This is a genomic window from Alkalihalobacillus deserti, from assembly GCF_020734105.1.
In the GTDB taxonomy this organism is placed as follows: Bacteria; Bacillota; Bacilli; order Bacillales; family Bacillaceae_D; genus Halalkalibacter; species Halalkalibacter deserti.
This window is the reverse complement of the sequence record NZ_JAJAFR010000003.1, coordinates 424,646-437,492: the sequence shown is the minus strand read 5'-3', so window position 1 is coordinate 437,492 and position 12,847 is coordinate 424,646. Positions and strand designations below refer to the sequence as shown.

Annotated in this window: 9 protein-coding genes and 1 pseudogene; 6 read left to right on the top strand and 4 right to left on the bottom strand. The window is 35.8% G+C overall.

The genetic code is table 11. From position 1 onward, the window contains the following. Nucleotides 1-19 precede the first annotated feature (19 nt). The gene (locus LDX58_RS08575; protein WP_227936399.1) at nt 20-1,597 is read left to right on the top strand and encodes an MDR family MFS transporter; all 1,578 of its coding nucleotides are present in this window, start codon (nt 20-22) and stop codon (nt 1,595-1,597) included. A gap of 74 nt (nt 1,598-1,671) precedes the next feature. Here the strand turns inward: LDX58_RS08575 and LDX58_RS08570 are convergent, their stop codons facing one another. Beyond that, nucleotides 1,672-3,330, bottom strand: a complete 1,659-nt coding sequence (locus tag LDX58_RS08570; RefSeq protein ID WP_372459129.1) for a ribonuclease J — start codon at nt 3,328-3,330, stop codon at nt 1,672-1,674. Nucleotides 3,331-4,549: 1,219 nt separating this feature from the next. Between LDX58_RS08570 and egtB the strand changes: the two genes are divergently transcribed. Genes egtB through LDX58_RS08555 form a run of 3 tightly spaced genes read left to right on the top strand, consistent with a single transcriptional unit; the run spans nt 4,550 to nt 7,402 of the window. Next, complete coding sequence (gene egtB / locus LDX58_RS08565) at nt 4,550-5,815, top strand: ergothioneine biosynthesis protein EgtB (RefSeq protein WP_227936397.1); 1,266 nt, start codon at nt 4,550-4,552, stop codon at nt 5,813-5,815. Nucleotide 5,816: 1 nt separating this feature from the next. Continuing rightward, a complete protein-coding gene (gene egtD / locus LDX58_RS08560) occupies nt 5,817-6,785 on the top strand; it encodes an L-histidine N(alpha)-methyltransferase (RefSeq protein WP_227936396.1) in 969 nt (322 codons plus the stop codon). A gap of 8 nt (nt 6,786-6,793) precedes the next feature. Next, entirely contained in the window at nt 6,794-7,402 is a 609-nt protein-coding gene (locus LDX58_RS08555) for a flavodoxin family protein (protein WP_227936395.1), read from the top strand. Between the two features lie 218 nt (nt 7,403-7,620). On the opposite strand, the gene LDX58_RS08550 is transcribed toward LDX58_RS08555, so the two are convergent. Next, a complete protein-coding gene (locus tag LDX58_RS08550; RefSeq protein WP_227936394.1) occupies nt 7,621-7,836 on the bottom strand; it encodes a hypothetical protein in 216 nt (71 codons plus the stop codon). Nucleotides 7,837-8,492: 656 nt separating this feature from the next. Here LDX58_RS08550 and LDX58_RS08545 point away from each other — a divergent pair. Continuing rightward, entirely contained in the window at nt 8,493-9,596 is a 1,104-nt protein-coding gene (locus LDX58_RS08545) for a polysaccharide deacetylase family protein (RefSeq protein ID WP_227936393.1), read from the top strand. A 211-nt stretch (nt 9,597-9,807) separates the two neighbouring features. Here LDX58_RS08545 and LDX58_RS08540 read toward each other — a convergent pair whose 3' ends face one another. Both LDX58_RS08540 and LDX58_RS08535 read right to left on the bottom strand, forming a co-directional pair. Beyond that, a complete protein-coding gene (locus LDX58_RS08540) occupies nt 9,808-10,701 on the bottom strand; it encodes an acyl-ACP desaturase (RefSeq protein WP_227936392.1) in 894 nt (297 codons plus the stop codon). A 575-nt stretch (nt 10,702-11,276) separates the two neighbouring features. Further along, entirely contained in the window at nt 11,277-12,014 is a 738-nt protein-coding gene (locus tag LDX58_RS08535) for an alpha/beta fold hydrolase (protein ID WP_227936391.1), read from the bottom strand. 436 nt (nt 12,015-12,450) lie between these two features. Between LDX58_RS08535 and LDX58_RS26670 the strand changes: the two are divergent. Continuing rightward, a pseudogene (locus tag LDX58_RS26670) lies at nt 12,451-12,626 on the top strand (site-specific integrase); the annotation flags it as partial. Nucleotides 12,627-12,847 lie beyond the last annotated feature (221 nt).

Below are 12,847 nucleotides of genomic sequence, written 5' to 3'. Positions count from 1 at the left end.
GGAACAAGGAGGTGTTGATTTGGAGCATTTAGATAAAAAGACTAAGATCACAATTATGATAGCAGTCATGTCTGCCCTCTTATTTTCCGCGTTAAATATGACAATTGTTGGGACCTCCCTCCCGAAAATTATCGCAAGCATTGGTGGGATGGACTACTATAGCTGGGTATTCACGGTTTATATGCTTACCGCTAGTATTACGTCAATTTTAGTTGGAAAACTATCGGATATTTATGGTCGGAAAGTCTTTATTTTAATTGGAATCGCTGTATTCATGGTTGGTGGATTGCTAAGTGGCTTTTCACAAACGATTATTCAACTGATTATCTTCCGTGGAATTCAAGGGTTCGGTGGCGGTATGATTATGTCGTCGGCATTCACAACGATCGGGGATCTCTTTTCTCCTCGTGAGCGTGGACGGTGGCAAGGGTTAATGGGGGCTGTATTTGGTCTCTCAAGTTTATTTGGGCCAACATTAGGTGGATTTATTGTTGATAATATGGATTGGTCATGGGTATTTTGGATCTTCCTCCCTATAGGATTTTTTGCGTTTTTCATGATTTATAAGCTTTACCCGCAGGCTGAGAGAAGAGAGAAAGAAAAAATTGATTTCTTAGGTTCCTTTGTATTATCGATTACGATTTTATCGTTACTGCTTGGTTTCAGCCTAGCTGGCAATGATTATTCATGGGGATCCTTTCAAGTAATTGGCTTATTTGCTATCTTTTTTGGATCCCTTATTTTGTTTATCATCATAGAAAATCGAGTTGAAAGTCCTGTTGTTCCACTTGGATTGTTTAAAAACAGTATTGTCTCTGTTTCAAACATTGCCTCCTTTCTTTCAGGAGCTGGGATGTTTGGTGTCATTATGTATGTTCCCTTTTATATTCAAGGCGTCTTAGGTAGATCAGCAACACTTTCAGGATTAACAGAAATGGCGATGACGACCTCGATGGTGATGATTAGTGCGGTTGCCGGACAATTAATTACGAAAACAGGAAAATACAAGCTAATGGGGTTAGTTGGCTTTGCAACGTTGTCTCTAGGACTCTTTTTAAATTCATTGCTTACACCCGAAAGCTCTCTACTAACAATGGTTTTCAACCTAGTTATTTGCGGGATTGGACTTGGATTAACGATGCCCATCTTTACGTTAACTGTTCAAAATGCGGTCGAACACAAATATTTAGGAGTAGCGACTGCAACCTCGCAACTTTCTAGACAGATGGGCGGTACCGTCGGGGTGGCTATTCTAGGTGCTACCTTAAATAGTAGAATGTCCGCTGAATTAGAGAGAGCTAAGTTGCCTCCTGAGTTAGTAAATGGCTCTTTAGAAGGAGCGAGTGACTTACAAAATCCAAGCTTACTAATGGATCCCCATGCCATTGAAGCGATTCAATCTCAGTTACCCGAACAAATGCAGCCCATGTTTGAGCAGCTATTGTTAGTCTTACAAAATGCTTTAAATGCATCGCTAACAGGAGTCTTTTTCTTTGCTTCGATGACGGTAGCACTTGCCTTTATTGTCACATTATTTCTGAAAGAGATACCTTTACGAGAGTCCAATGAGCCAACAATAGTGAAAGAGCAGGAATAATAATATTTAATATAAGCAAAGACCGCTTCCTAAACGAAAGCGGTCTTTGCTACGCCTTTCCATCAGATCCTTTATTAAATCTCAATAATAATAGGAACAATCATTGGCTTTTTCTTCGTGTGTGTATATAAATATTGTCCAACTGTTTTTTTAATATGTTGTTTTATGATTTTCCATTGATTTCTATTCTCTTCATGAAGATCGGTAACTGTTTTTGTAATGAGACGATTGACCTCTTTTTTGAGGTCTTCATAATCTTGATACACAAATCCACGAGTGATGGTGTCAGGACCAGAAATCATTTTTTTATCCGTTTTACTCATCGTTAGAACGATCACGATCATGCCATCCTCTGAAAGTTGTTTACGGTCACGTAACACCATTTCCCCAACATCACCGACACCTACTCCATCCACGTAAGTATTCCCTGTAGGTATTTTGCGAGTTTGACGGGCTGTGGCATCCTTAATATCGACTCCATCTCCATTGTTTAAGATAAATGTGTTCCCTTGCTCTACTCCAACAGATTCAGCCAACAATTGGTGGTGGTGTAGCATTCTATATTCACCATGAATTGGAATAAAATACTTCGGTTTCATTAATGTAAGCATCAGTTTCAAATCCTCTTGATAGCCATGACCGGAAACGTGCATCCCTGATGTACTTCCTGAACCATAAATCACATGAGCTCCAAGTGTAAATAAATTGTCTACAATTCGAGTTACATTCCGTTCATTCCCTGGTATTGGACCAGCTGCAAAGATAACCGTATCGCCAGCTAAAATGTCCACTCCCCGGAAGTTTCCAGCCGACAACCGTGCAAGTGCAGCCATTGGTTCTCCTTGACTACCTGTGCATAAAATAGCGACTTTCTCAGGAGCCATGTCATTGATTTCTTGTTGATCAATTAACATCCCTTCAGGAACCGTTAAATACCCACGTTTCATGGCAACATCTACAACATTCACCATACTTCTTCCAAGCAAGGCAAGCTTTCGATTTGTTTTTCTTGCTGCATCGACAACTTGCTGAACGCGACTAATATTGGAAGCGAAGGTCGAAAGAATGACTTTTCGTTCTGCCTTCATGAAAGCCTCTTCAACATGTTCACCTACTATTTGTTCTGTTGGGGTTGAACCCGGACGTTCTGCGTTGGTACTCTCAGACAATAGAAGTAATACACCTTCTTTGCCGATATCTGCCATTTTATGAATATCCGAATGTTCATTATTTGCCGGAGTTAAATCAAATTTAAAATCGCCAGTATGTACAATATTACCTTCCGGTGTGTGAAAGACAATCCCCAAGCAATCAGGAATACTATGGGTTACTTTAAAAAAGTCGACACTTATTTCGTCAAATCTCAAGTTAGAGTTTGAATTAATTTCAACTAGTTTGGTCTCCCTCAAAAGTTTATGTTCTTTTAATTTTAATTCAATTAACCCAAGTGTGAAACGGGTAGCATAAACGGGTACATTTAATTTTTTTAAGAAGAATGGAATCCCACCTATATGATCTTCATGTCCATGTGTAACAATTAAAGCCCGAACTTTATCTTTATTTTCTACTAAATAAGTTACATCAGGAATAATCAGGTCAATCCCTAATAAATTTTCATCCGGAAATTTATTACCACAGTCAATAATTAAAATTTCATTTGCATATTCAATTACATACATATTTTTACCAATTTCATTTAATCCACCTAAGGCAAATATCGATAAATCACTCAAGTTTAACATCCTCCCTCTTAAAATAATAATAATAGTGTACCCTTTTGTTGAATTGTTTATAAGAATTTGAATGCCAGATTTCTTACTTCAGATTATTTTCCGGTTAAGAAGAATGTTGTTCATCTAATTACGTTATAGAAGTTTCCCTGTTATTGGTTATTCTGATCAAGGAGATAATTAGTCGCACAGCAAAAATTTAATGGCCATTGATTGAAGTAAAGAAAAAATAAGGGATACAGTACAGATCAAATGGTAAATGAATGCCCAATTTTTTGGATAGCGGCCTGATTTTGTATTTCAAATAACCTTTAAACACCAGAAAACGATCAGCGAAAGCATTACCAATGCAACATACAAGATAAATAATAATCTAGACTTTTAAAGGTCGTTTCACAATCACAAAAGGTAATAACAATAGACCAATAAAAGTCATAATAGATAAAACTAAACTCTCTTGTTTACTGTTCACCGAAATAAAACACCTACAGTTTGTTAGGAGACCTACAGAGAAAGATTTTTTTGTCGCTCTAATATGGTGCCTATATCGTTATGGAGTCATACATTGGATTCACTATCAGAAATAATCTTAATGATAACCAAGAAACAAAAGGTCAGTTTCATTTAATCACTACAGCAAAGAAAAACTTCTCATCAGGTCATAAAACTAATGAGAAATTTTATCATTCATTAACATCAGGTAAACGGTAATTTATTGAAGTTTCAAGTTCATTTATTGTTTTTTTATACAGAATGGCTTTGATATGAGGAAGGAGAAAAGTATACTTGCCTTTAGCCTTTCTCTGCGTATTGCCAATCTATCTTCTTTCCTCTTTTACAACTTTTATATTTGCTACTTTTCATTATGTATGTTTAATTGCTAATCAAAGAAATTCACTTTTTTCAAAGGAATTGACGTTAGCTCCTCTTTTACGTTTTACTTTATATCGATCATAATAAAATCAGCATAACCTCCCAACTATATTCTTCGTAAATTTTCTATAAGCGGATTACATATTTTGTTCATATGTACTTTCGTAAGTCATATACTCCTTTAATTAATACTTGTTTCTCATATATACAACCTACTTCAAATCCAGAGAAAGGGATTTTTTGATACCCAAGTTTCATACAAAGTATAAAGCTAGCTTACACTTTTATTTTTGCTTTTATTTTTGGATGGTTTTAAAATGCGAGATTTCGGCAATAGCACAAAAGAGGAGTGATTATTATTAGTAGCCTAACAAAAAGTAGAAAGGGATTGTTAGAACAATACCAGTATACGAGGAACTTAACACTAAAAATCGTTGAACCATTAGAAATCGAGGACTTCGGAATTCAGGCGATGGCAGATGTGAGTCCACCCAAGTGGCATCTAGCCCACACAACTTGGTTTTTTGAGGACTTTATATTAATGGATTATAAACCTGGTCATAACCATTTTTTAAAAGATGCACGTAACCTGTTTAATTCCTATTATGAAACATTAAGTAAGCCTTTCCCGAGATCAAAAAGAGGGCTTATTTCCCGTCCGACTGTAAAAGAAGTGTTAGATTACCGGCGTGCAGTCGACACAGAAATTATTACCCTTTTAACTCAAAGTGATGAGCTAGATGAAAAGTTCCTTTCTTTGATTCAATTAGGAATTCACCATGAGCAGCAGCATCAAGAGCTTTTAATTACTGATCTTAAATTTAATTTTTCAATCAATCCTTTAAAGCCAGTCTATAAAAAAGACATTGAGCATCTACCTGAACATTCGTCATTACCCTCATTAAAATGGACTTATTTCCAAGAGGGCCTCACTACGATTGGAACCAATAATAAGGATTTTTCTTTTGATAATGAGCAACCGGCGCATAAGCACTACCTGTACCCGTATGCAATCGCTAACAGGCCAGTAACAAATGGTGAATATATAGAATTTATCGAAAAAGAAGGATATAAGACACCAGATTACTGGCTTTCTGACGGCTGGGCAACTGTTAATGAAAAAAACTGGCAAGCGCCACTTTATTGGGAATACATCGACGGTACCTGGTATCAATTTACACTCTCTGGATTGAAACCAGTTGAAAAGAATCAACCTATAACTCATATTAGCTTTTATGAAGCCGATGCCTATGCAAGGTGGGCTGGATATCGCCTTCCGACCGAACAAGAGTGGGAACATGCTTTTCGAAATGAACCAGTTGAAGGGAAATTTCTAGAAAATCTTCTTTTAAATGAGAGTTATGAATATGCTAAAACAATCTTTGGCACAGTCTGGGAATGGACATGTAGTCCTTATACACCTTATCCGCAAAGTGCCAGACTAGAAGGTGCATTAGGAGAATACAATGCGAAATTTATGAGTAACCAAATGGTATTACGCGGTGGATCGAGTGCAACACCTCGTAACCATATTCGATTAAACTACCGTAATTTCTTCCACCCCGATAAAAGGTGGCAGTTCAGCGGAATTCGTTTAGCCAAGGAGGAAAAGTAATATGACGCAAACAGTCCATGCCATTACGGACATGAATCCGTCCCTCTTCTCTTTAAAAGAAGAGGTCTTGACGGGCTTGAGACAAAATCAAAAGCAATTACATCCGAAGCTGTTTTACGATGAAAATGGAAGCAGGCTTTTTAATCAAATCACCACATTGCCTGAATATTACTTAACTCGCGCTGAAAAAGAGATCCTTACAACTTTTCACGCTGACATTTGTGCTTTTATTGGTCATAACACACCCTTAATTGAGTTAGGCTGCGGCAGCGAAGAAAAAATTCAACTTATTTTAGAATCTTTAAAAGAAGGAAACCGTTATATTCCGATTGACATTTCACAAGAAGCTTTACAGTGCACAGTTGAAAAATTATTAGACGCCTACCCTCTATTGGATGTAAATGCAATCCGCGCCGATTACACACAGGCATTATCGTTTTTATGTCAAGGCACTGAAGAAAAGAAAGTGGTTTTATTCCTTGGATCAACAATCGGAAACTTTGACGAAAACGACAGAAACGAGTTTTTGCAGCAATTGGCTCAAAATTTAAACCCCGATGATGGATTAATCATTGGCATTGACTTAAAGAAATCACCAACATTATTAGAAGCAGCTTATAACGATTCAGCAGGCATTACTGCCGCATTTAATAAAAACCTTTTAGATCGAATCAATCGTGAGCTCAATGCCAACTTCCAAGTGGAAAATTTCGCTCATCATGCTTTTTTCAACAATGAAAAAAGCCGAATCGAAATGCACCTCGTTAGTAAGACGGCCCAAGAGGTATCAATCGATGAAGAAATCTTTTCATTTGATCGTGGAGAAACCATTCATACAGAGAATTCATATAAGTTTGACCTTGAAGATTTCCAACAAACATTAAATAAAGCTGGCCTTGGCTTTCAAAAAGCTTGGAGTGATCAACACAATCATTTTGCCTTAACTTATATCGAACCTTTGAAAGGATGATAACTAGTATGAGAGCTCTATTATTAAATTGTTCATTAAAACCAAGTGAAGAACCGTCTCACACAAGCGCTCTTTTGCAAAAAGCAGTAGAATGGCTAGAAAAAGAGAATATTGGAACTGAGGAGATCCGCATAGCTGATTACCAAATTACTCCTGGTATGAAACCTGATATGGGCGATGGTGATGAATGGCCAAAAATCATGAACAAAGTTCTTTCTTCTGATATTCTTATTATAGGAACACCGATCTGGATCGGTGAAAAAAGCAGTATATCCACGCTCGTAATGGAGCGATTATATGCTTCAAGTGGGGAGAAAAATGAAAAGGGCCAAGCAATTTATTATAATAAGGTTGCAGGTGCTGTCGTTACAGGCAACGAAGATGGAGCCAAAGATTCAGCAAAATCGCTATTGTATGGTCTCCAGCATATCGGGTTTACGATCCCTCCCAACGTTGATGCTTATTGGGTTGGTGAAGCCGGTCCCGGACCTTCTTATATGGAAGGCGGGAAAGATAACGAATTCACACAAAAAAATACAAAGATGATGACCTACAATTTAGCATACTTTGCTAGAATTCTTAAAGCACATCCGATTCCAGCCAAAGGAAATACATAATAGGGATATTTCAATAAATCATCACTACCATTCTTCCAATTATTATCGAAAGACCTGGAATAATTGTATTCCAGGTCTTATTTGACGAATAGTTTTGTTTCTCAATGTTATGAATGACATTGAGATTCGTACAAATTTTTACTTTTACTGTAAGATAAGTGGGAAGATTTTGAAGTAGGTCTTCGTCAACTTCTTCCTTTATTTCAGTAACATGAGAATCAAAACTCCCCCTTAACCCATATCTTTGTATGAAACGATGGATAGGCTTCTTCTAATCGTAGTTCATTGTTGTTTTCATCGAAAAAGCGAGTATTTTCTTCGAACATGATTCGATAACCTTCTATTTTTTCAGGTCTTATAAAATGTTGTTTTTCTTCTTCCGTTAAATAATCATTAACCATAACAACAAATTCATTCTCATCTAAACTAACCATTTGTCCTTCTATTTTTCATACTATGGCAACTTGGGCATTTAATGGTCAAATCTTGTTGCTTCCAACAATGCAATGCTTAATTTCTAACAAATACGAGTAAATTAATCTAGTATTAAAAGATAATTTGTATTGGGAAAGATGATCGACCAATTCTATGTACTCCTTTTTTTGTTTGCCATTTAAGGCGTTTCCTAAAGCTTTTCGAATTAGGTCAAAACAAACTACTTACTACAAACTTTCTATCATTATATATTGAGTAATATCAAAAATATTTAGGCTGTTCTTCACAAATTCAATTGGATCAAGAATAACATAAATGATTGCTTCTAATTTATGCTATTTTAGTGAAATAGGCATACACAATTTCTTTTTTCGTTGGGTTTGTTTTAAACGATTCAGGTTTTTTTTCGCGAGTAAGACTGATAGAAAGCCTGTTTCCTTTCTTTTGATATTATGCCATAGCATATTGAAAACTTCCTTTTAACACGCTTTATGAATTCTTACCGAAGTGTAATTTAGGTTGTAATAAAGTTTTGGTACCTAATTTTGATTAGTTTACGACAAAAACAATAAAAAGTTATATTTATTATCAAATTGACACACTTTAATATTGTTCTACATCTAAGATTTAACTCGGAAATAAGGAGATGGAAATCATGAAAAAAGGTGCCATACAACAGCAAATTTATATTTGTATCATGCTTCTCTTGCTTCTCTTCACTTGTACATATACAAATGTTTATGCTCAAGAATCGCAGCTTTCGGAAGCGCCGATTTTTATTGATGGTGAGGCAGTAAATACAAGGTTTATTATGAGAGAGGGACATTTACTTGTACCAGCTATCTTTTTGAAGCATACAGGTACTTTAGTGGATTGGAACGAGGAATATCGTTCGGTTGTATTCCAATCAAAAGAACGAATGTTTGCACTACCAGTAGAAAAAGACTTTACAGATGACTTCGACAGAGTCACGGGCACATGGAAAAGAGGTTCTCTTTCAACGGAAACGATTGAATTTAATGGGGAACCATTTATTCCGTTAATTGATGTAGTTAAAAAATTAGGTATGAATGTAAAATATGATCCAAAAGTAAAAAGAACATTTATTACGACTAATATTCACATACAGCCTAATGAATTGAACAAAGTGGATACATCATCTATGCTTGTTGCTTTAACTTTTGATGACGGCCCAGAAAACCATTATACCCCTATGATTCTTGATATCCTAAAAGAAAAAGGAGTACCGGCAACGTTTTTTGTTGTTGGTCGGGAAATTACCACTTACCCAGAGATAATGAAGCGTATAGTTAATGAAGGTCACGGCATTGGAAACCACACATGGCATCATCCAGATCTAAGAAAAAAGTGGTCATCGAGGATACAAGAAGAAATACAATCAACCCAACAGGAATTGCAAAAGGTTGTTGGAAAAAAACCGGATTTATTTAGACCTCCTTATGGTGCGATGACCAAAGCCGATAAGGTCATTTTAAATAAAATGGGAATGCGGAACATTTTGTGGTCTGTTGATACTCTAGATTGGAGTGGACTACCTGCAGATGATATTCTGGAGATAGTTAACCGCGATATTTCTCCTGGAGGGATTATCTTACAACACAATTTCCAATATGGTCGACTTTTAGACGGATCAGTAGAGGCACTACCAAGAATTATTGATGACCTACAGAAAAAAGGCTATAAATTTGTAACGTTACAAACATTATTAGCTAAGCAAACTGTAGAAGAACATTCTTAGTTGTCCATAGTGATCATAATAAAAGGTTGTCAATAAAACAAGTTTACGATAATTAATCAAAGGCATGGAAACTTTATAAAGTACCCATGCCTTTGATTTATAAACTTAGCAAATGGTACAACATCTAGATGAAGCCCCGTTGGAAAATATGTTGGGGTTAAGTAACATTCACAGCGAAAGGACAATCCAAAACGCTTGTCCTTTTTTAAAACTATTTTTTATTTCTAGCTAATCGGTCTCGTACTTTTTTTAATCGGTCACGATAAGAAATAATATCTACGCGAGCTTTCTCCGCTTCAGGAGCAATTGGTCTTAATTTTTCCAACTCCCAATACTCAACAATAACATCTAATACTTGGTCAAAATACTCAAGAGGACCATAATTCGCCTCTTTTGCAATAATACTCATTCTGTCTTCAAAATCAGGCATTACTGTTCCTGGCATTTGGAAATTTCTTATAACATAACCTAAATAGTAACAATAATTTGGTTCTATTTGTAAATGGAACTTTACTACGTCTCGATAGAATGCATAGTGTAATATTTCATCTTTAGCCAATCTTCTTAAAAGAGTAGATAAATCTTTATCGTGCGGACCAGCAACTTTGGCTACGTTGTTGTAAAATACCATAGTCGCAAGTTCTTGAAGTGTTGTGTATACCATTGTTTCAAATGGGGTATGGAAATCAGGTGACCATCCACCCTCAACAGTTTGTTTGTGAAGTTCGTGTAATCGCTTAGGGTCTACGTTTCGAGTAATAATTAAATAATTTTCAAGAAGATTAGAATGTTGATCTTCTTCTGCTGTCCAAGTACGAACAAAGTCAGTGATAACAGATAAACTACCTTTAAATGTTTGTTCCAAGTGAGAAGTAAACCAAGGTAAATTCACTTCAGTAAGTAAGGCTGTTTCAACAGCGGTAATCAAACTACTAGGGAGAGTGACTTGGCTTTTATCCCATGGTAATCTTCTGAAATCTTGAGCTTTATCCCATGGTAAGAACTCGTAATAACCCCAATCTACTTTTGCAGAGCGAATTTTGTGCTCCTCATATATTTCTTTAATTTTAGCTTCTAATCGAAAATCTAAGTGGTTAGTTAACAATTTGAAAACTCCCTTACTCTATATTTCTCCTCTTTAAGGATAGCATCTATTGTGTTAGATATACATATTTTTTTTGTAGTCCTTGAAAGACCTTTGTCTTTAGTTTAAGTGAGATTATCTATTTAGTTACCATTTCAACAATATCAAATCTCAATGTGATACATATATTTCTTTCATTTGAATGAATAATAAACAAAATTGAAAATAAGTCAAAAATAGAGGCATTCCAATAGATATAAAAATATCTAAAGTTTTCAATCAAGGGCTTCGTTCTTGATTCATCGTGTGAAGCCTAACAAGTCAAGCGTCTGTTTATGCAAATAATTATGTCCACCTTAATTCGATAAGTGTGCCAAATCAAACGTTGGCTACTCAAGCACTCGCCACTCGACAGCGGAGTTGTTTACTCATAAATACTTTTCCTGAGCATTTTATATAATAATAAGGGAGAATTAATCGTTCGCCCTTTACCTTTTATACAAATGTAGTTGAGATTTAGATATAGTCAATTACAATCCTTGATATATTCCCTAAACAAGGTTAATGCTATCGCTTATTAAAAATACACGAACATATTAATATGTTTTTACAAGCCATCTTTGCAGCTTATTGATAAATTGCTCTGGGTTATCAAACATCCCCATATGAGAAGTATCTGTCATCGCCTTTGTAATTAAAGGGGTTGATGAATGAAAAGGTTTTTCTAATAAATCTTTTTTTCCTTCTAAAAAAAAGAGGGGGATTTGTGTTTGATTGACCATATTGACTTGGTCCGGACGTTCCTTCATTGCATATGTAGCTACAATTGCACCTTCAGTTGTTGTTAGTTCAGCATGCCTATAAGCTTCTTCTAAATCTTTTGGATCAGGGTAAAAGGCAAAATAAAGAGGAATTCGTTCTTTAATAAATGCATCTAAGCCTTTGGTTTTTATCGTAACAACATGTTGGTCTCGTTCTTGCTTTTCCTTCTTCGTATCAGCTACAGGAGAAGAATAGAGAAAGGCAGCCCTTTTTACGTATTCTGGATATTTTTCTACAGCTGCCATTGTAATATAACCACCAATGGAGTGACCTACCCAAGTAGCATTTTTTATTTGTAATGATGTCAGTAAACCAATTATTTTTTTCGCATAGTCATAGACCGTTTTTTCATTTGTTAACGGAGATTTCCCATGACCTGGTAAATCTATAGCAATTACATCATATTTATTTGTTAAATATGAAATAACTTGATCATATACACGGTTTGTACTTAAAAAACCGTGTATTAAAATAAGCGGTTCACCTATACCTTTACGATAATAATGTAACAAAAGAAGCCCACCTTTTACCTTTTTTCATCATCGGGAACTAATGTTTCCTGATTGTGGGGCGAACCGTGTGCTGGACCATCAACATCATTAAAGCATTTCCATTGTTGTTTAGTCCCATACCAACATCCCCTTCCCAGTTGTGTTTGTTTGAATCGTGAAAAGAGTAGTTGACCAAGCCCATCATAGTGGAGTAGTAACTATGTTTGAAAAAACAAATGCCTTTTTCAACCTTTAGTATCCTCTCTCGTAATGCGGAGTTGCAATGGCTTCACTCACTGCGCGTCTATCCGAGAAGACCACTCGGATCGACTTAAAACATTGCAATTTTATGAAGAATTTAAAACCAAATAATTTCATGTCCAAGCTAGGGGAAATACGAATATGAATGGAAGAACCGACCTCAATGGTATTTATGAAGATAGTAGGCATTATCCGAGACCTAACTCCACACTCTTATCGGCACACCATACCTCCCTTCTTATTGAAGTTGGTATAGGAATTAAAGAGATTCAACAGCGTCTCGGCCACACGTATCCACACACAATAAATTCCAATAAATGGATAGAAAAAACTTTTATTAAATTTAATGAATTAATGAGAAACTTGTTATAACCCAGATATTTTTTATTTGCTATTTTTTAGCCTTCCCCTTTCGATAAAGTTTAATGTACCAAGGGTTTTGTGATCCTTATTGCAACATTACTTTCATCTGATGGAGGAGGAAATTTGAGTGTGATTTAGTTTACTGTCATGCATTTTAGTTAATTTGATAAGGTTAAGAAGGATTCCATCATAACTATAGTCATCCTTTTTAACCCTTTTTCATTCTAACG

Coding starts and splice junctions, on each gene's coding strand:
- egtD (WP_227936396.1), top strand. CDS start 5,817: ATGACGCAAACAGTCCATGCCATTACGGACATGAATCCGTCCCTCTTC.
- LDX58_RS08555 (WP_227936395.1), top strand. CDS start 6,794: ATGAGAGCTCTATTATTAAATTGTTCATTAAAACCAAGTGAAGAACCG.
- LDX58_RS08550 (WP_227936394.1), bottom strand. CDS start 7,836: ATGGTTAGTTTAGATGAGAATGAATTTGTTGTTATGGTTAATGATTAT.
- LDX58_RS08545 (WP_227936393.1), top strand. CDS start 8,493: ATGAAAAAAGGTGCCATACAACAGCAAATTTATATTTGTATCATGCTT.